The sequence below is a fragment of the Azotobacter tropicalis genome (assembly GCF_059739045.1).
Genome location: NZ_AP046059.1, coordinates 4232126 through 4251125, shown reverse-complemented (window position 1 = coordinate 4251125; position 19000 = coordinate 4232126). Strand labels below are relative to the sequence as shown.

Below are 19000 nucleotides of genomic sequence, written 5' to 3'. Positions count from 1 at the left end.
GGGCTCGGCCACTCGCAACCGCGCTCGGAGCGCATGCAGTCAAAGCCTGTAGACTCCCCGCGGAGCCGCTTGGTTGCAGCCCGGCTATGGAAGCCTCATGCGCCCCCGCCAGACAGCCGCCCGATGAAGTAAAGACCCGGCGGCTGGCGCTTGCCGCACCTTCTATTTACCCCTTCCCGCTCGGCCCCTCGTCCGGCGCACAGCGCAGTCCGTGCTGGCGCAACTTGTTGGCGATGGTGGTATGCGACACGCCGAGGCGGCGGGCCAGCAGGCGGCTGCTCGGGTATTCGCCGAGCAGCCGCTGCAGCACGGCCTTTTCGAAGCGCGCGACGATCTCGCCGAGGCGGCCGTCAAGGGAAAAGCCGCCGAGCAATGCCTCTCCGTCCCGATGGCGGCGTTCGCTGGGCAGCAGATCGACCTGCACGACGCCGTATACGCCGCCAATGGCCTCCAGCCCGGACATCAGCGCCTGCAGCTGCCGGTCGAGCAGCCCCGGGCAGCGCAGGTAGATGGCCTCGCCCCGCTCGCTATCGAGCTCGCCGCGAACGGCGTCGACTCCGAAGTCGCGAAGCAAATCGAGGATGTCGCGCAGCAGGCCGACCCGGTTCTGACAGAAGATCTTGAGGCGCATGGCGGAATCCGGACGGCGGGATGAGGGATCGACGACAATGGCGAACGCCGTTTTTCGGGCAAATTATGTGTCAAATTGCCACATTCGCAAGACAGGCCATACGACTTTCGGAGGCTAGCAAAAACCCTGCGAAACGCCGTGAGCAACACCGCCAGCGTGCAGACCGGCCCCATTCGCGCTATGCCTGATAATAAGAAGGAAACCGTGCGCAGCAGCGCAGGAGGCACCGAAATGACCGCGACGCCCTATGTGGCCCGGCAGCCGGACGAGCGGGGCTTCATCCACTACAGCGAGGCCGAGCATGCCGTCTGGCAGACCCTGATCGAGCGCCAGCTGACAGTGGTCGAGGGACGCGCCTGCCAGGAATACCTGGACGGCATCCAGCGGCTCGGCCTGCCGCGGGAACGCATCCCGCAGCTCGGCGAGATCAACCGCGTGCTCGAGTCCGCCACCGGCTGGCGGGTGGCCCGGGTCCCGGCCTTGATCCCCTTCCAGACCTTCTTTGAATTGCTCGCCGAGCGCCGGTTTCCGGTGGCGACCTTCATCCGCCGGCCGGAGGAGCTGGACTACCTGCAGGAGCCGGACATCTTCCACGAGCTGTTCGGCCACTGCCCGATGCTGACCAACCCCTGGTTCGCCGCCTTCACCCACACCTACGGCCGCCTGGGCCTGGCGGCCAGCAAGGAGGAGCGCGTCTACCTGGCGCGGCTGTACTGGATGACCGTGGAGTTCGGCCTGGTCGACACCCCGGCGGGCCGGCGCATCTACGGCGGCGGCATCCTCTCTTCGCCCAAGGAAACCCTCTACTGCCTGTCCACGGCGCCGGAACACCTGCCCTTCGACGCCATCGAGGCGATGCGCACGCCGTATCGCATCGACATCCTGCAGCCGCTCTACTTCGTGCTGCCGGATTTGCGCCATCTGTTCGAGCTGGCCCGCCAGGACATCATGGCACTGGTGCACCAGGCCATGCGCCTCGGCCTGCACCCGCCGAAGTTTCCGCCGAAGGCGGCCTGAACGTCGACAGCAGACGCCGGGCGGAAAACCCGCACAGCGGTTTTCCGCCAGCGAACCCAACCTCGATCCTGCACCGGAGCCCGCCCATGACCGCCCTCTCCCAAGCTCACTGCGAAGCCTGCCGCGCCGACGCGCCGAAAGTCTCGGAAGCCGAACTCGCCGAGCTGATCGGACAGATCCCCGACTGGAACGTGGAAAACCGCGACGGCATCCTGCAGCTGGAGAAAGTCTTCCCGTTCAGGAACTTCGCCCAGGCCCTGGCCTTCACCAACGCGGTCGGCGCGCTCGCCGAGGCCGAAGGTCACCACCCGGCGCTGCTCACCGAATGGGGCAAGGTCACCGTGACCTGGTGGACCCACAAGATCCACGGCCTGCACCGCAACGACTTCATCATGGCGGCGCGCACCGACGAGGCGGCGAAGAGCCCGGAAGGCCGCGGCTGACCTCCTGGCACCCGCACGAAACAGCCAACGACCGTTCGTCGGCAAAAATATCCTTTGTTAAAACAATAACTTGAAAGCAATATCCGATCCACACAGGAAGAGTTTGGGTTGCCATTCGTCGGCAACTTCCCTAGGGTGGGGCGCATGTTGTCCCAGATTGCTCCCATCGGTTCGCTGCTCGGCGGGGTCGCCCTGCTCCTGCTCGGCAACGGACTGCTCAACACCCTGCTGACCCTGCGTGGCGTCGCCGAAGGCTACTCCACCGGGCTGCTCGGCCTGCTGATGTCCGGCTATTTCGTCGGCTACCTGCTCGGCACCTGGCTGACGGTACCGCTGATCCGCCGCATCGGGCATATCCGCGCCTTCGCCTGCTGCGCCGCCTCGGGCGCCATCGTCGCGCTGCTGCATCTGATCCTGGTCGACCCCTGGGTGTGGATGGCGCTACGGGTGGTCTACGGCATCGTCCTGGTCACCCTCTACATGGTCATCGAGAGCTGGCTCAACGCCCGGGTCAGCGGCGACAGCCGCGGCCGGGTGTTCGCCGTCTACATGGCGGTCAACCTCGGCGCCCTGGCCCTCGCCCAGCAGTTGCTGAACCTCGCCAGCCCGCTGGAATTCCTGCTCTTCGCCCTCGCCGGCATCCTCATCTGCGCCGCGCTCTTGCCCGTCACCCTGACCCGCCAGGCCCAGCCGACCCTGCCCGACACCCCGCCCACCGAGCTGCGCCAACTGGCGCGCATCGCCCCTCTGTCGGTGACCGCCTCGGGATTGTCCGGACTGGCCCTCGGCGCCTTCTGGGGCCTGGCACCGGTGTACGCCAGCCAGAGCGGCTTCGACGCCGCCGGGGTGGGCCTGCTGATGGGCGTGACCATCCTCGGCGGCGCCGTGCTGCAGTGGCCGATCGGCCGCTATTCGGACAGCCACGACCGCGCGAAGGTGATGCTCTGCGTGGTGGCCCTGGCCGCGCTCGTGGCGCTAGCGATCAGCCAGCTGTCCGTCGGCAACCTCTTGCTCGGCGCCTTCTTCCTCTGGGGCGGGCTGGCCTTCTCCATCTACTCCATCGCCGTGGCGCGGATGGTCGATCAGTTGCACCCGGACGAGATCCTTTCCGGCTGCAGCGGCCTGCTGCTGGTCAACGGCCTGGGCTCGGCCTGCGGCCCGCTGCTCGCCGGACTGGCCATGCACCTGCTCGGCCCGCGCGGGCTGCCGCTCTACTGCGCGGCGGTGCTCGGCCTGCTGGCGCTCTACACCCTCTACCGCCTGCGCCGGGTGAGCGATCTGCTCAGCGAACCGCACGCCCAGTTCACCCCCATGCTGCGCACCAGCCATACCGTGCTCGAACTGATGCCCGAGGCGCCGGAAAGCGCGGCCGAACCCGCTCCCGAGCCCGCCGCGGCGGAGCCGGACACAACCCGGGAGGAAACCTGCACCTGACTCCGGCGCCATGCAGGCCCCGGACACCACTGCTCGTCGGCCCAGGTCGGCGCGTCAACTTGCCCCTCTACTGGAGAGAAGACAGCGCATGCTACTTGCCACCGATCTCGATGGAACCTTTCTCGCCGGCGATCCGCAGGATCGCCTGAGCCTCTATCAGACCATCACCGCCCACCCCGACATCCAGCTGGCCTACGTCACCGGCCGCAGCCTGGAGGCCGTGCTGCCACTGCTGGCCGATCCCACCCTGCCGCAGCCGGACTACATCGTCGCCGACGTCGGCGCCAGCCTCTATCACGGCGAAACCCTGCAGCCGATCCAGCCCCTGCAGCACGCCATCGACGCCCGCTGGCCCGGCGAGAGCCAGATCGCCGGCGCTCTTGCCGGACTGCCCGACCTGCAGCGCCAGGACGTGCCCCAGGCGCGTCGCTGCTCCTACTTCTGCACCCCGGAGCGCGCCGCCGACCCGGCCCTCCAGGCCATCGCCGAGCGTCTCGGCTGCGACCTGCTGTACTCGGCCGGACGCTACCTGGACTTCCTGCCACAGGGGGTGAACAAGGGCAGCAGCCTGCTCAAGCTGATCGAGCACCTCGGCCTCGACCCCGAGCAGGTACTGGTCGCCGGCGACACCCTGAACGACCTCAGCATGCTCAGCTGCGGCCTCAAGGGCGTCTGCGTCGGCCAATCGGAGGAAAGCCTGCTCGAGCGCACGCGCCACTGCACCCACGTCCTGCATGCCGACAGCCCCGGCTGCGGCGGCATCATCCAGGCCTTCGCCCACTTCGGCTTCCTCGGCGCGCACGGCTTCGCCGCCGAAACCCGCCAGGCGACCGAGCCGGGCCAGGCCGAGCTGGTGATCGTCTACCACCGCCTGCCCTACGAGGAATACCGCGAGCACGGCCAGGTGCAGCGCCGCCGGCCGACTTCGCCAAACGGCATCATTCCCACCCTGCTCAGCTTCTTCGCCGACGGGCGCAAAGGCTCCTGGGTCGCCTGGGCCGAGCACGAGGAAGGCCAGGGCGTCTTCGAGAGCCACACCACGGTGGACGCCGAGCGCTATCCGCGCCTGACCGCCGCCCGCGTGCCGCTGAACAAGCAGGACATCGACACCTTCTACAAGCGCTTTTCCAAGGAAGCCTTCTGGCCGACCCTGCACACCTTCTGGGAGCGCGCCGCCTTCAACGAGGACGACTGGCAGGTGTTCCTGCGGGTCAACCGCGCCTTCGCCGAACGCACCGCCCTGGAGGCCGCCGAGGGCGCCACCGTCTGGCTGCACGACTACAACCTGTGGATGGTCCCGGCCTACCTGCGCGAGCTGCGCCCGGACCTCAAGCTGGCCTTCTTCCACCACACCCACTTTCCCTCGGCGGACGTGTTCAACGTGGTGCCCTGGCGCCGGCAGATCGTCGGCAGCCTGCTGCAGTGCGACTACATCGGCTTCCACATCCCGCGCCAGGTGGAGAACTTCGTCGACGTCGCCCGCGGCGTGGCGCCGCTGAAGGTCCTCGGCCGGCAGAACTGCGCGCCGCGCTTCGTCACCTACGGCTGCGCGGTCGGCCTGGAACGCGTGACCACCGCCATCGACACCGGCATGCGCCAGGTCCGTCTCGGCGCCCATCCGGTCGGGCTCGACCTCGACCGGGTACGTAACGCCCTGGCCCGCGAATCCGTGCGCCAGCAGATGGAGCAATTGCGCCAAGAGTTGAACGGCGTGCGCCTGATCCTCGCCGTCGAGCGCCTGGACTACACCAAGGGCGTGCTGGAAAAGCTCAGGGCCTTCGAGCGGCTGCTGGCGGACAATCCCGAGCTGCAGGGCAAGGTCACCCTGGCCAGCATCTGCGTTCCGGCGGCGCGCGAGATGACCGTCTACGACGAACTGCAGGGACAGATCGAACAGGCCGTGGGGCGGATCAACGGCCGCTTCGCCCGGGTCGGCTGGACGCCGGTGCAGTTCTTCTTCCGCAGCCTGCCCTTCGAGGAGGTGGTGGCCTGGTACGCCATGGCCGACGTCATGTGGATCACCCCGTTGCGCGACGGCCTCAACCTGGTGGCCAAGGAATTCGTCGCCACCCAGGGCCTGCTGGACGGCAGCGGCGTGCTGGTGCTCTCCGAGTTCGCCGGCGCCGCCGCCGAGCTCAAGGGCGCCCTGCTGACCAATCCGCACGACACCGCCGACCTGGTGCATCAGTGCAACCTGGCGCTGAACCTGCCGAGAAGTGAGGCCCGCGCGCGGCTGCGCGAGCTGTTCGACATCGTCGCCTTCAACGACATCCGCCGCTGGGGCGACGACTTCCTCGGCGCGCTGGCGGAGCCGCAGGCGCAAATCCGCGCCATCGCCTGAAGGCCGAAGCGTCGGTGCTGCCCCATGGCACCGGCGCTGTCAATAATCCACCCGGCCCCGCCCGGCCTTGATGGCCCCGCGTTTGGCCTTGCCCTCCAGCCGGCGCTGCTTCGAGCCACGGGTCGGCTGGGTCGGGCGGCGCGCCTTCTCCACCTTCGCCACACTGCGAATCAGCGCGGCCAGGCGCTCCAGGGCATCGGCGCGGTTCTGCTCCTGGGTGCGGTACTGCTGCGCCTTGATCACGACGACGCCTTCGCCGCTGATGCGCTGGTCGCGCAGGGCCAGCAGGCGCTCCTTGTAGAACGCCGGCAGCGACGAGGCGCGGATGTCGAAGCGCAGATGCACCGCGCTGGATACCTTGTTGACGTTCTGCCCGCCGGCCCCCTGGGCACGGATCGCGTTCAGCTCGATCTCGTCGTCGGGCAGGTGGACGGTATTGGAGATTTCCAGCATGGCGGGCTCGGTCGGGAAAGGATCGGGCAGGATAACCGCCGCTTGCAGAAACAGGTTACGGGTCCGCATGCCGTGCCGGTCGCGAAGAGACGCTGGCGAACCCGCCGCTCGCCGTATAGCGGCATCTTGCCGAAACTGCACCACCGGTCGGAAAACCGGTCGGCCATCGGCACTGCGAGCGCTTCACTGTGGGCGCGCACTATGCTGGACATCAGCGCTTACATACTCACTGACATACGGCTGCCAGACAATTTCCAGACTGGGCACCTGGCAGAACCTTGAAATGACTCCGCCATGAGCGGCGGATCGAATTCGAACCTGAGGATCTGCGTGAAGTATGAATTACAGGGTCCCGCAATCTCTCATTCCCATCCGCAGCGGCGCCTTGCGGTAGCCTGTACCTCCTGGCAACGCAACGCCCGATCCGCGCCCCGCTCCAGTGGCTCTGTCGGCCAGCGTTGAAGGCAGACCGCATCCCCTGCAGACAAGGCTTCCGCGCAGCCAGCCGAGGCCGGCCGCCGCGCCATGGTCGGGGGATGGCAGCTCCACAGCCGCCTTGCGCCGTCACACCTTTTGTCCATACTCGAATGGCCTTCGCCGCAGCCCGGCGACAACTTCAACCCAGATAGCACCTACCCAGAAAGGAGGCAGCGAGTACAGGGGCGCCCCAGGCGGCCATGCTATCCCTCCCCGCCCCGGAACGGCGGGAGTCTCTCGCACGGAACGATGAAACAGATACCCGGAATTCGTCTCAAGACCGGACTGGCAGCGACGCTGCTACTGGCCTTCGCCACTGCCGATGCACAGCCGCAAACCGTCAAACTGCCCGCCTACGGCGCAGCTCTTCACAAGACTTCGGTATCGGGACTGTCGTCCGGTGCCTTCATGACGTCGCAACTTTATATGGTGTTCTCCGACATCATGGTGGGAGCCGGCATCGTCGCCGGCGGCCCCTACCTGTGTGCGAAGTCCTGGGCGGCCAATACCCTGGTGGAGAATGCCACGACCACCTGCATGCATCCTCTGACCGCCAGCACCGGCCCCAACACCCCGGCCCTGGTCAAGTATGCGAACCTGCTGGCCGAATACGGCTATATCGATCCGCCGAAGAATCTCCAGGATGACCGCATCTACATCTTCAGCGGGACGAAGGATCCAACCGTCACGACCACGGTCGTGAACCAGACCCGGCAGTTCTTCAAGTCCATCGGCGTGCCGGACGCCTCCATCCAGTACAACCGGAACATCGCCGCAGGCCACGCCTTCGTGACCGACAACAGCACGGACAGCGCCTGCGCCCTGACCCAGCCTCCGTATATCAACGACTGCGACTTCGAACAGTCCGGCGCCATACTCAACCAGATCTACCCAGGCCTGAAGCCGCCGGCCGCCCAGCTGAGCAGCGCCGTGATCGCCTTCGACCAGGCGGAATTCATCGACTCGCCCTACACCAGCATGAGCGACACGGCCTATGCCTACGTCCCGACGGCCTGCCAGAACGGCAAGAGCTGCCCGGTTCATGTGGTGTTCCACGGCTGCAAACAGGGCGCGACGCTCATCGGCGACAAGTATTACGCCCAGACCGGCTACAACCAGATGGCCGAAGCCAACGACCTCATCATGCTCTATCCCCAGGTACAGCCTTCCAACGCCGCGCCGCTGAACCCCGAAGGCTGCTGGGACTTCTGGGGCTATTCCTCGCCGGGCAATCCGCATCCGGACTACTACACCCGTAACGCTCCCCAACTACGCGCCATCTACAAGATGATCAGCCGCCTTGCCGAGCCACGATCCTGAGCCAGCCCACTGCACAAGGGAGAACCACCATGGATGCCGTCATCGAAAATGCCACGATCGATCCGAAGCTGTCCGAAGCGATCAGACACTGGAACGACTACGCGAACGACAGCGGCCAGAACGTCCGGGTCCTGTTCGAAGCCATGACGCCCGTCAAGGACGGCCTGCAGATCGCCCAGCAGATCATGGAGTCCGTGCAGCACAGCGGCTGGACGCCCGGCAGCGTCAACTGGGTGAGCCCCTCGACGATGTTCAGCGCCTACCAGGAATTGACCGAGCTCCAGCTGGCCGCCCAGGAGAAGGAGAACGACTGCTGCCTCCGCTTCCTGACCACCACCATGGGGGCCGGCAGGCAGGTGGCCGAGGCCATGCAGGGCGCCGCCAGTCCGCAACAGATCCTGGCCTCCTACATGGAAGCCACCCTCAATATCGCCAAGCAGTACCAGGCCGATATCAGCGAACAGGCCTCGACGTTCAGCCAGATTCAAGCGGCCTACAACGCCTGGCTGCAAAGGACGCTGGAGAGTCTGAGCAGCAAGCCCGCCGAGGAGAGCGAAACCTCGGCAGTGCTGCCGGCCGCCGCCTCGGAGCCATCGCTGCCAGTGCCTGCAACCCCGACCGCCCAATCGGAGCCGGAAAAAGACAGCGGGGTCTGAACGAGGCGACGCGCCGGACGAGCCGTGACGACTGCGGCACAGGCCCGCTCCGGCGAGGCATTCGATTCAACTCAAAGGCCCGCCTAGCCGGGGGCCGACGGAGGGCTTGCCCATGGGCACGAAGCCTGACGCAACGCAGCATGTCGCAACGCTGGAATTCGCTCCGGAACGCAACGAGCTGGGCAGGGACAAGAGGCTGCGGGACGGGCTGTCAGTCGCCGTGCAGATCGGCGCCAACCTCTGGCTGGCGAACGACGAGACGATCAGCCTGGAACGGCTCACGCGCCTGGCGGACGATGGCCAAGGCACCTGCCGCTATGGCCGGCACCGGCAGTTCCCGCTGGACGAGTATCTCCCCCTGCCGGTCCCCCTTCCCGACGACCCGGTCGATCTGGAGGAAGTCGACATCGAAGGCTTGGCCTCCGCGGACGGCTACCTCTGGCTGGTGGGTTCGCACAGTCTGAAGCGCAAGAATCCGAAGCCTGGGGATGCCCCCGACAAGGGCCGCAAGCAGTTGGCCAAGGTCCGCAGCGACGGCAACCGCTACCTGCTGGCCCGCATTCCGCTCGTGGACAGCGATGGCGCCTGCGAACCGGCAAAACGCAGCAAGCAAGACGGCCAGGAGCGGTTCGCCGCCAGCCTGAAGGGCGACGAAAAGGGCAACGAACTGACCGCAGCCCTTAAGAACGACAAGCACCTGGGCCCCTTCCTCGCCATTCCCGGCAAGGACAACGGCTTCGACATCGAAGGCCTGGCGGTGGTCGGCGAACGGCTCTTCCTCGGCCTGCGCGGCCCGGTACTGCGCGGCTGGGCGGTCATCCTGGAGGTGGCGGTCGCCGCCGACGCCACGGCCTCCACCCTGAGGCTGCAGCCCATCGGACCGAAAGGCTGCCTCTACCGCAAGCACTTCCTCGACCTCGGCGGCTTGGGGATTCGCGACCTGTGCGTGCAGGGCGACGACCTGCTGATCCTCGCCGGGCCGACCATGGAGCTGGACGGTCCGGTCAGCGTGTTCCGCTGGCCGGGCGGCAGCAGCCCGGACGACGAAGCAATGGTGCCGGCCGATGCCCTGCAGCGAGTCCTGGAAGTGCCCTACGGCGAAGGCGTGGACCATGCCGAGGGCATGACCCTGTTCGCCCCGGATGGCGGCGAGGCCAGCGCATTGCTGGTGGTGTACGACGCGGCCGCCGAAGAGCGCAAGTCGGGGAAAAGTGCGGTTACGGCAGATATTTTCAAGCTGTAGACAGACCACCTGCTTGTCGATACCGATTTCGCACACCAAAACTACGGGAGGGCCGGATCATCAACACGCTCAGAAAAACCCTGATCGCCTGCACCCTGCTACTCACCTCCTGGCACAGCAACGCCATCGAGGCCATCGAGGAAGAGCTACCGGAAAGCTACCTCTATTGCGGCAAGCTTCTCTGGCCTGCGGAGCGGGAGGACTACCTGCCGTTTCCGGAAGGCATCGAGATCGGCTACTCCTCGCACCCGAGCCTTGCCCAGGCCGTCGAACAGCAGGAAAAGCACAGCCTGCGGTTCGCCTACGAGGACATGGCGATCACCCAGCGGATCATGCAGGAGGCGGTCGCCATGATCGGTCGGCAGGGCGCGAACGAGGTTTGCCTGGAAGCCAGGACGGTGGAGGCCGCGAACAGCGGCCTGCCTCTAGCGATTTCTCCCCTGGCGAACACGGATGGGCAGGTGATTTTCGAACCGTCTGCGGAACGTAGGCCGTAGGGGGCGGCTCCGCCTGCTGACCCGGCAATAATTGGCGAAAAAGCGGATTTCCATTCGCCGGCGTTGCTCGGCTACCGTATCCGTCCGTTTTCCGCTCCACGGGACTCATCGATGGATTCGCTCACCCAGGCCGTGCTCGGCGCCAGCCTGCAGGGCGCGCTGCTCGGCCGCTGGCAGGGACGCAAAGCGCTGCTCTACGGCGCCCTGCTCGGTACCCTGCCCGATCTCGACGTGCTGATCGACTATGGCGACGCCGTGGCCAACATGACCCACCACCGCGGCTTCAGCCACTCCCTGTTCGTCCTCAGCGGCGTTGCGCTGCTGCTGACCTGGCTGCTGCGCCGCCTCAGGCCACATCCGGGCTATGGCGGCGGACGCCTGCTGCTCGCCCTCTGGCTGGTGCTGGTCACCCACGTGCTGCTGGACAGCCTGACCAGCTACGGCACCCAGCTGTTCTGGCCGCTGAGCGCGCCGCCAGTGGTCTGGTCGAGCGTGTTCATCATCGATCCGCTGTACACCCTGCCGCTGCTCGGCGCGGTGCTGGGCGGCATCCTCTGCGGTATGCGCGGCCGTGCCCTGCGCTGGCAGTACTGGGCGCTGGGCCTGTCGACGCTTTACCTGGGCCTGACCCTGGCCGGCAAGCAGATGGCCGAGAGCCGCGTGACGGCGGAGCTGGAACGCCGGGGCATGCATGCCGAGGCGCTGTTCAGCGGGCCGACGCCGTTCAACAGCCTGCTCTGGCGGGTGCTGGTGCGCGACGGCGAGGACTACCACGAGGCGCTGGTCGGCTGGCTCGACCGCCGGCCGCCGGAGTTGGTCCGCCTGTCGCGCGGCAACGCCCTGAGCGCCGGTCTGGACGGCTCGCCGCAGCTGGCGCGGCTGCGCTGGTTCACCCAGGACTGGCTGCGCTACGACGAGATCGACGGCAAGCTGGTGGTCACCGACCTGCGCCTGGGCATGACCGGCCTGCACCCGTTCCGCTTCCTGCTCGCCGAACGCCGCGGCGCGACCTGGCGGCCCTTCCCCGTCGTCGAGCGCTGGCCGGCGGAGCGTGGCGACCTGCAACAGCTGCGACAGGTCTGGACGCGGATCTGGAGCCAGGACCAGCCGTTGCCGCTGGCCGACTGGGCGGCCGGGCTGCGCCACTGAGCCGGGACAGAGCCGCGCGCCGACGATCGACGCTCTGACGCCCGGTCGCCCATGCCGCGGCTGCCGGCAGTGGCGCATCTATACTTGCCGGTTGCCACCGATGGTTTCCCGGCTGGAGACAATCGATGCAAGGCCCGTTGAGCGAGCGGGCCGACGCCTGTTCTACCCGAGAGGTGCGCCATCATGAAAATCCCATCGTCCAGCCACGCTCCCCAGCGCCTCGGCGCCGCCATTCACGACACCTGGATCACCGCCAACGTGAAATCCTCCCTGGCGCTGGCCAGGGACACCCGCGGCCAGGATATCCACGTCAAGACCCACGGCGGCGAGGTGTTCCTCAGCGGTATGGTCAACAGCCACCGGCAGCACAACGAAGCTCTGCAGCTCGCCCGCGCGGTGCATGGCGTCGTCGGGGTGGACGCCAGCGGGCTGGCGGTCAGACTGTCGGCCAGCGACGCGCCGTTCGAGGCGTCCAACGCCGAGGAAACCGCCGACTACCAGGCCTACGGGGAACACCAGCAGCGGATGGAAGACCGCCACTAGAGCGTTTTCCGGCACAAGGCGGCTGCGGCACGGCTCAGGACGACCAGGTCGCCTGGAAGACCAGGCGCGTGCCGAGCCGCCGGGCCAGGCCGATGCCGCCGGCGTGCATCAGCAGCCGGTGATTCCAGCGGAACAGCGGCCGCGCCAGCGGGGCGAGCCGGTTCATCCAGGCCGGGGTGGTGCGCACCCGCCAGTCGAAGCGCACCCAGGTCCGTCCGGCGTCGCCGCTGAGGCGCCAGCGGCCGATACCCTCAAGCTCGCCCTCGACCCGCCCCTCGAGCAGGCGCAGCGGTTCGAGGCGCGTCACGCAGGAGACGAAGGACAAGCGGTAGGGTAGAACGCCCTTCCAGACGAAACGCTGGCGGGTGCCGAGGCCGCCGCCGCTGCGCCCCGTCTCCAGGGTGACGACCTGTTCGACGCCCCGCCACCAGTCGGGCCAGGCTTCGGCCTGGACGATCGCCGCCCATACCGCGGCGGGCGGCACATCGAGCTGCCAGAGGGTGGTCAGCCGGTAGCGGTTGGCCGCACTCCTGCTCAAGGGGTGAAGAACCGCTCGGGAAAAGCCACGTCGATCTCCACATCGGCCATGTCGACGCTCTCGAGCAGACGCCCGCCGCTCGCGAAGCGCTCGACCCGCAGCGGGAACCGGCTGTCCTGTGCCAGCCATACCCGATAGTGCTGCACGCCGGACGGGTTTCCGCCCTTCTCGTCGCGAATCTCGACCCCCTCGACCGGCCGCGCGGCGACCTTGCCGGCGCCGAGCACGGCCAGGCTGCCGGCGGCCGCCATGGCGCGAAGATTCTCCAGCAGCACGCCGACATCCGAGCGGTCGACCCGGATGCCGTGCGGACCGCGGATCAGCGGATTGTCCGGAGCCAGGTTGAGCCTCGGCAGGTGATCCAGACCGAACGGCCAGACCCGCACCCGGCGGGTGTTCGGATCGTAGATCAGCACCAGCCCCGGGTGCGGCCGGACGAACTCCATGCGCACCCAGCCGGGCTTGCGGTAGAAGTAGCGCATCACATGCGGCTCGCTGCCCTGGGTGTTCAAGCGCACCGTGACCCGGTAGCTGGTCAGGCTCCGGAAGCGCTCCTGCGCCTCGCCCAGCGGATCGCCCAGGGGCTTGCCGAGCAGGGCGAGCAGCAGCATCAGCCAGGCCACGGGCTACCTCCCACCTCGGGATCGGGCCGTCCGCGCGCGGGTCGTGCAGCAGGGGTCGCAGGCATTCAAGGCCGTCACCTTCAGCGCAGGCAATGGACGAAGTATCGGCCAGAAATCGCCGCCGGCTGCCTGGCTGGCGACGACCGGCCCGGCCGCCAGGGTTCCTGCCTGGGGTTTCCTTGCGCTTTCGCACAGAGCGCACTCAGCATCCAGCGGCCTGCCCCGGCCTGTGCGACCATCCACGCCCGGTTTTCCGTACCCGAAGTAGCCGTGGAGAGACGCGATGAAACGCCGTTATGCCCTGTTTACCCTGCTGATCCTGACGACCTCGCTCGGTGGCTGTTCGATCCACTGGTGGGGCGACGATCATGACCATGACCATGACCACCACTACAGTCCCGGGTCCCACTGGGACAACGGCCGTCACGAAGGCTACGAGCGCCGCTACGAGGGCGGCCAGGACGATCACGGGCAGAAAACCCGCCATGAAAGCCAAGGAGGCAAGAGCAAGGCCAAGGGGAACAGCAACCAGGGCGGCAAGAGCAACGGCAACGGCCGCAACTGACCGAACGCCGGGCCGCCTTGCCGACTCCTTGGGGGCCGACTGGCCAGCGATGCAGGGGCGATCTACCCTGCAGCGAAGCGATGCCGGATCTGCCTCGACCAAGGAAACGCCGTCATGCGGACCTTCCGCCTGCTTGCCCTCCCCCTGCTGCTCCTGCTGGCGCTGGCCGCCTGGGGCGGCAGCCTCGAATCCCACACCCTGCCTGCCGCCGGCTATCCCGGCTCGCGCGAGCGCCAGTACAAGGTCTACCTGCCGGACGTGCGCCCCGAGGCGGCGCCGCTGGTAATGGCGCTGCACGGCTGCCGGACGACCCACGACGACGTGCTGCGCGACTGGGGCCTGAGCGCCGCCGCCGACCGCTACGGCTTCATCCTGGTGACGCCCTTCGTCACCGACTACGACGAACCGCGCAATCCCAATTGCTGGGGCTTCTGGATCGACGCGCAGCGCCACCGGGGCGGCGGCGAGGCGGAGGATCTGCTGCGCATCGCCCAGGCGGTGGAAGCCCGCCACGGGATCGACCCGGCGCGCCGCTACATCGCCGGGCTGTCCTCCGGCGCGGCGATGGGCGTGGCGGCGGCGATCGCCCACAACGAATACTGGGCAGCGGCGGCCAGCGTCGCCGGCTTGCCCTACGGCGAAGAGGCGCAGGCGGTGTCCTTCGCCGCCTGCCCGTTGAGCGGCGCCCGCCTGCACGGCGTCGAGCAGGTGGCCGCCGACATGCGCGCTGAACTCGGCGATCCCTACCCGCTCCCGCTGCTGGTCGTGCAGAACGACAACGACTGCACCGTGGTGCAGACCGCCGGGCGCCACCTGCGCGACGCCCACCTCAAGGTATTCGGTACGCCGCCGTTCGACACCCCGGCCACCACCCGGGCAGCGCAGGGACGCTGCTTCCCGGTGTTCGGCGAGGACGACTACGGCTGCCGCCGCGAGGTCTTCAGCGCCGACGGCAACAGCGCCAGCCGCTCGCTGGTCGAGACGCTGTTCTACCGGGGGCCGCTGGAAACCCCAGCGGCGGACGACGACGACCGCGGCCACTACTGGATCGGCGGCGAACACGGCCGCGACGGTCCCTACGCGCTGCGCCTAGGCCCCAGCCATCCGGACATCCTCTGGGACTTCTTCACCCGTCATCCACGCAACGGCCCGGCCACAGACGACCGCCCGCGGGTAGCCATCGAAGGCCCTAATCCGCTGCGCCTGAAACTCGGCGAACCGTTCGTCGATCCCGGCGCCCGCGCCAGCGACGCCCGCGACGGCGAGCTGGCGGTCGGCACCGACTGCAGCGTCGACAGCCGCCGCGCCGGCCGCTACCGCTGCGTCTACGGCACCACCAACCGGCGCGGCCGGCACAGCGAGGCGATCCGCACGGTGCTGGTGGAGGACCCGGAGGTGCCGGCGGCGACCTGCGCGATGCTCAGCGCCTCGCCCAGCGCGCATGTCTTCGGCGGCCGGGCGCGGCCCGACGGCCGGCTCCGCGCCCTGGCCAGCGGCGACCAAGGGGACATCGGCTCGGTGTTCCAGTGGTTGAGCCCGGTGACACTCCACGAAGGCGCGCCGGGGCAGTGGTTCGTCCGGCCGCCGGAGGCCTGCACCTGGTAGGAAAGGCGTTGCGCCCTTCCTGACGCCGGCTCAGTGCTGCAGGTGTCCGTAGAGCTTGGCGTACAGGCCGCCCTCGGCGATCAGTTGGTGGTGGTCGCCCTGCTCGGCGATGCGCCCGCCGTCGAACACCAGTACCCGGTCGGCCTGCTTCACCGCCGACAGGCGGTGGGCGATGATCAGCGTGGTCCGATCGTGGAGGAAACGCGCCAGCGCCTGGTGCAGGGCGTATTCGGTGGCGGCGTCGAGGGCCGAGGTGGCCTCGTCGAGGATCACCACCTGCGGGTCGGCGAGCACCATGCGGGCGATCGCCAGGCGCTGCCGCTGGCCGCCGGAGAGGCGTACGCCGGAACGCCCGACCACGCTGTCCAGGCCCTGCGGCAGGGCGCGCACGGTCGCCGCCAACTGGGCGATCTCCAGCGCCTGCCAGCAGGCCTCGTCGCTGCGCTCGCGGCCCAGGGTGAGGTTGGCACGCACCGTGTCGTTGAACAGCGCCGGCTGCTGGAGGACCACCGCGACGTGCTCGCGCACCCGCTCCAAACCGATCTCCTGGAGGGTCGAGCCGCCAAAGCGGATGCTCCCCGACTGCGGGGTGTAGAGGCCGAGCAACAGCTGCACCAGGGTGCTCTTGCCGCCGCCCGAGGCGCCGACCACGGCGACCTTCTCGCCCGGCGCGATGGACAGGTCGAGGCCGTCCAGCACCGGCTCGTCGCGATAGGCGAAACGCAGATCGCGCACCTCGATACCGACCGTGGTGCGCCCGCGGAACGGATCGACGCCGCCGGCATACTGCGGCTCGTCGGCGCGGGCGAGCAGCTCGTTGATCCGCGCCAGGGCGCCGGACGCGGCGTAGAAGGCGTACTGCAGGCCGAGCAGCTGCTCCACCGGGGCGATCATGAACCACAGGTAGCTGAACACCGCGAGCATCTGGCCGATCGACAGGTCGGAGAACAGCACGGTGAGCATCGCCGCGGCGCGGAACACGTCGATGCCGAACTGGAACAGCAGGCCGCTGGCGCGGCTCGAAGCGTCGGTCTTCCACTGCGAAGCGACGGCGCGGTCGCGCACTTCCTGGGCGCGCCGGCCGAGGCGGCCGAGGAAGAAGCCCTGGCGGTTGCCGGCGCGCACCTCCTGGATCGCCTCGAGGGTTTCGCCGAGCGCCTGGGTGAAGCGTGCGGTGCTGTCGTTCTCCAGCTTCTTCAGGTGCTTGACGCGCTTGCCGAGCAGCACCGTGGCATAGATCACCAGCGGGTTGAACAGCAGGATCAGCAGGGCCAGTTGCCAGTGCATCCAGATCAGGATCGCCGAGGTGCCGGCCAGGGTCAGGAGGGCGACCAGAAAACGGCTGAGGGTGTCGCCGACGAAGCTGTCCAGGGTGTCCAGGTCGGTGACCAGGTGGGCGGTCACGGTGCCGCTGCCGAGGCTTTCGTATTCGCCGAGGGAGATGCGCTTGAGGCGCTCGATCAGGCGCATGCGCAGGCGGTAGACGACGTCCTTCGACAGCCCGGCGAACAGCTTGGCCTGCAGCACGCCGAACAGCAGCGCGGCGCCGCGCAACAGCAGGGTGACCAGCAGCATCAGGCCGATGTAGCCGACCGCGTTCTGCCAGGCCGCGGGCAGCAGGTGGTCCATCATCCGCAGCGCCGCATCGCCCTGCCGGAGCAGCACCTCGTCAACCAAGAGCGGCAACAGCAGCGGAATCGGCACGCTGGCCAGGGCCGCCAGCACGGCGATGGCATTGGCCAGCAGCAGGGCCTTGCGGTGGTGCAGGGCGAGTTGGCGGATCTCCGCCCAGCTCAGCCGGTCGGTGGGCTCAGGCATGGGCGACACGCTCCAGCCAGCGCTCCAGCAGGGGCGCCAGGCGCTCGAGCGGCTGATGGCCGTTGGTCAGCAGGGCGAGCATGCCGTTGCGTTCGGCCAGCAGGGTCGGGAAGCCGGCGATGCCGAGCCGCTCGATCCAGGCGAAATCGGCGCGGGTGGCGTCCCGCTGCTCGGCGCTGTCGAAGGCCTCGGCGAAGCAGCAGCGGCTGAAGCCGGCAGCCTCGGCCAGTTCCAGCAGGACGCGCGCATGGGTGACATCGCGGCCCTCCACGTAGAAGGCTTGCTGGATCAGCCGCGCGAGACGGCCCACGCGTCGCGGCGCGAGGTGGCGCGCCACCACCAGCGCCCGGCAGGCCGGCTCGGTGTCGTAGACCAGGCTCGCGGGAAAGGCCTCGGCAAGATTGAAGGGCTGGCCGGTTTCCTCGCCCACCGCCTGCCAGTGGGCGAGGATGCGTTCGCGAGCCGGCTCGCTGAGCGGCGCAGTCTCGCGGCGCAGGCCGCCGACCACCCAGTCCAGCCGTACGCCCGCCTGCGCCGCCTGACGGGCCAGCGCCTCGACCACCGGAGCGAAGCCCCAGCACCAGGAGCACATCGGATCCATTACATAGAGCAGGCGCTGACTCATACGAACTCCGTAGCGCTGGTAGAGGGTGCGTTTTCTGATCGTAGTCAGCCGGGCCGGGAGTGTGGCCCCTGGCCGGCAAAAAAGCTTTCGGTGCCTTGAAAAGGGCTACGCCGGCGGAGCCGGCGCAGGGGAGTTTACCGCAGCGGGGATGGGCGGACGGACTGCGGCAAACTGCCGCCTCCGGCGATCTCAATGATCGTGCTTGCTGCCGCCGGCGCAGAGCGGCGAATCCGGGGCGCTGCCGCGCTCCGCCCACTCCTCGGGGACGTAGGTGTGCAGGGCCAGGGCATGCATCTGCCCCATCAGCTCGCCGAGGGTGGCGTAGACCTTCTGATGGCGCTTGACCACACCCAGGCCGGCGAACTGCGGGCTGACGATCACCGCCTTGTAGTGGGTCTCCAGGCCGCGGCTGTGCATGTGGCTTTCGTCGAGCACCTCCAGATGGACGGGTTCGAGGGCGGCCAGGGCAGTCTTGATGCGCTCGATCTTGGCGGTCATTTCTTGGTGTCTCCCAATTCCTTCTGCATCTCGTCAAGCAGGCGGTTCACTTCCGGCACGGCCTTCTCCAGCGCCGCCTGGGTCATCTGCGCCGATTGCGCGGTGAGCGCCGGCATGCTCTGCAGGACCTTCTGGCCCAGCGGCGACTGGTAGAACTCGAGCAGCTCCTTCATCTCGCTCTCGCTGAAGGTGCCGGTGTAGAGCTTGACCATCTCCGGCTTGAGCTTGTCCCAGCCGACCGCCTTGTCCAGCGCGGTATTGGCGCGGGCCTGGTAGCGCTCGAGCAACGGCTGCTTGCTCTGCGGCGCCTTAGCCTCGGCGAAGCGCCGGGCGAACATCTGTTGCACCTGGGCGTAGACCGGCACGGTCAGCTTGTCGGCGCGCACCACCTGGAGGAACTTCTCCGCGGCGGCGGCATGGCTGGCGGTATCGGCCAGTGCCTGGCCGCTGGCGCAAAGCAGCAGGGAGGCGGCACAGAGCACTCGAAAACGGGACATTCGGACATCCTTCTAGGCAAGGCAAAA

General features: G+C 68.1%; 20 protein-coding genes. 12 read left to right on the top strand and 8 right to left on the bottom strand.

The genetic code is table 11. From position 1 onward, the window contains the following. Nucleotides 1-166: 166 nt before the first annotated feature. Nucleotides 167-631 carry a TyrR/PhhR family helix-turn-helix DNA-binding protein gene (locus tag Atro_RS20120; RefSeq protein WP_497925211.1) on the bottom strand — a complete coding sequence of 155 codons (465 nt, stop codon included), beginning with the start codon at nucleotides 629-631 and terminating at the stop codon, nucleotides 167-169. 231 nt (nucleotides 632-862) lie between these two features. On the opposite strand from Atro_RS20120, the gene phhA reads away from it, so the two are divergent. From phhA to ggpS, 4 genes are all read left to right on the top strand, one after another. Then, on the top strand, nucleotides 863-1648 hold the full coding sequence (gene phhA, locus Atro_RS20115) for a phenylalanine 4-monooxygenase (protein WP_497927717.1): 786 nt from the start codon (nucleotides 863-865) through the stop codon (nucleotides 1646-1648). 86 nt (nucleotides 1649-1734) lie between these two features. Continuing rightward, entirely contained in the window at nucleotides 1735-2091 is a 357-nt protein-coding gene (locus Atro_RS20110; RefSeq protein ID WP_497925209.1) for a 4a-hydroxytetrahydrobiopterin dehydratase, read from the top strand. Nucleotides 2092-2235: 144 nt separating this feature from the next. Next, the gene (locus tag Atro_RS20105) at nucleotides 2236-3525 is read left to right on the top strand and encodes an MFS transporter (RefSeq protein WP_497925207.1); all 1290 of its coding nucleotides are present in this window, start codon (nucleotides 2236-2238) and stop codon (nucleotides 3523-3525) included. A gap of 88 nt (nucleotides 3526-3613) precedes the next feature. Next, complete coding sequence (gene ggpS, locus Atro_RS20100) at nucleotides 3614-5866, top strand: glucosylglycerol-phosphate synthase (protein ID WP_497925205.1); 2253 nt, start codon at nucleotides 3614-3616, stop codon at nucleotides 5864-5866. A gap of 39 nt (nucleotides 5867-5905) precedes the next feature. Here the strand turns inward: ggpS and arfB are convergent, their stop codons facing one another. Beyond that, nucleotides 5906-6319 carry an alternative ribosome rescue aminoacyl-tRNA hydrolase ArfB gene (arfB, locus tag Atro_RS20095; protein WP_497925203.1) on the bottom strand — a complete coding sequence of 138 codons (414 nt, stop codon included), beginning with the start codon at nucleotides 6317-6319 and terminating at the stop codon, nucleotides 5906-5908. Nucleotides 6320-7045: 726 nt separating this feature from the next. Here arfB and Atro_RS20090 point away from each other — a divergent pair. The 6 genes from Atro_RS20090 (at nucleotide 7046) to Atro_RS20065 (ending at nucleotide 12204) form a co-directional block, all read left to right on the top strand. After that, nucleotides 7046-8116, top strand: coding sequence for an extracellular catalytic domain type 2 short-chain-length polyhydroxyalkanoate depolymerase (locus Atro_RS20090; RefSeq protein WP_497925199.1), 1071 nt, complete (start codon nucleotides 7046-7048; stop codon nucleotides 8114-8116). Nucleotides 8117-8145: 29 nt separating this feature from the next. After that, the gene (locus Atro_RS20085) at nucleotides 8146-8772 is read left to right on the top strand and encodes a hypothetical protein (RefSeq protein ID WP_497925197.1); all 627 of its coding nucleotides are present in this window, start codon (nucleotides 8146-8148) and stop codon (nucleotides 8770-8772) included. Nucleotides 8773-8884: 112 nt separating this feature from the next. Then, nucleotides 8885-10015, top strand: coding sequence for a DUF3616 domain-containing protein (locus Atro_RS20080; RefSeq protein ID WP_497925195.1), 1131 nt, complete (start codon nucleotides 8885-8887; stop codon nucleotides 10013-10015). A gap of 311 nt (nucleotides 10016-10326) precedes the next feature. Further along, nucleotides 10327-10512: a hypothetical protein gene (locus Atro_RS20075; RefSeq protein WP_497925193.1), complete on the top strand. Its 186-nt coding sequence runs from the start codon at nucleotides 10327-10329 to the stop codon at nucleotides 10510-10512. Between the two features lie 111 nt (nucleotides 10513-10623). Beyond that, the gene (locus Atro_RS20070) at nucleotides 10624-11661 is read left to right on the top strand and encodes a metal-dependent hydrolase (protein ID WP_497925191.1); all 1038 of its coding nucleotides are present in this window, start codon (nucleotides 10624-10626) and stop codon (nucleotides 11659-11661) included. Nucleotides 11662-11844: 183 nt separating this feature from the next. Next, complete coding sequence (locus Atro_RS20065; protein ID WP_497925189.1) at nucleotides 11845-12204, top strand: BON domain-containing protein; 360 nt, start codon at nucleotides 11845-11847, stop codon at nucleotides 12202-12204. Between the two features lie 34 nt (nucleotides 12205-12238). Here Atro_RS20065 and Atro_RS20060 read toward each other — a convergent pair whose 3' ends face one another. Both Atro_RS20060 and Atro_RS20055 read right to left on the bottom strand, forming a co-directional pair. Beyond that, nucleotides 12239-12742, bottom strand: a complete 504-nt coding sequence (locus tag Atro_RS20060) for an SRPBCC family protein (protein WP_497925187.1) — start codon at nucleotides 12740-12742, stop codon at nucleotides 12239-12241. Further along, nucleotides 12739-13365, bottom strand: coding sequence for a LolA family protein (locus Atro_RS20055; protein WP_497925186.1), 627 nt, complete (start codon nucleotides 13363-13365; stop codon nucleotides 12739-12741). The genes Atro_RS20060 and Atro_RS20055 overlap by 4 nt, the downstream gene beginning before the upstream one ends. A gap of 283 nt (nucleotides 13366-13648) precedes the next feature. Here Atro_RS20055 and Atro_RS20050 point away from each other — a divergent pair, with 283 nt between their 5' ends. Then, complete coding sequence (locus Atro_RS20050) at nucleotides 13649-13930, top strand: hypothetical protein (RefSeq protein WP_497925182.1); 282 nt, start codon at nucleotides 13649-13651, stop codon at nucleotides 13928-13930. Nucleotides 13931-14044: 114 nt separating this feature from the next. Continuing rightward, nucleotides 14045-15535, top strand: a complete 1491-nt coding sequence (locus tag Atro_RS20045) for an extracellular catalytic domain type 1 short-chain-length polyhydroxyalkanoate depolymerase (RefSeq protein ID WP_497925179.1) — start codon at nucleotides 14045-14047, stop codon at nucleotides 15533-15535. A 30-nt stretch (nucleotides 15536-15565) separates the two neighbouring features. Here Atro_RS20045 and Atro_RS20040 read toward each other — a convergent pair whose 3' ends face one another. The 4 genes from Atro_RS20040 to Atro_RS20025 form a co-directional block, all read right to left on the bottom strand. Then, nucleotides 15566-17353 carry an ABC transporter ATP-binding protein gene (locus tag Atro_RS20040; RefSeq protein ID WP_497925174.1) on the bottom strand — a complete coding sequence of 596 codons (1788 nt, stop codon included), beginning with the start codon at nucleotides 17351-17353 and terminating at the stop codon, nucleotides 15566-15568. Further along, nucleotides 17346-17978, bottom strand: a complete 633-nt coding sequence (locus tag Atro_RS20035) for a DsbA family protein (protein WP_497925172.1) — start codon at nucleotides 17976-17978, stop codon at nucleotides 17346-17348. Before Atro_RS20035 ends, Atro_RS20040 begins: the two co-directional genes overlap by 8 nt. 189 nt (nucleotides 17979-18167) lie before the next feature. Next, nucleotides 18168-18476: a BolA family protein gene (locus tag Atro_RS20030; protein ID WP_497925170.1), complete on the bottom strand. Its 309-nt coding sequence runs from the start codon at nucleotides 18474-18476 to the stop codon at nucleotides 18168-18170. Continuing rightward, nucleotides 18473-18973, bottom strand: a complete 501-nt coding sequence (locus Atro_RS20025; RefSeq protein ID WP_497925167.1) for a DUF2059 domain-containing protein — start codon at nucleotides 18971-18973, stop codon at nucleotides 18473-18475. The genes Atro_RS20030 and Atro_RS20025 overlap by 4 nt, the downstream gene beginning before the upstream one ends. Nucleotides 18974-19000 lie beyond the last annotated feature (27 nt).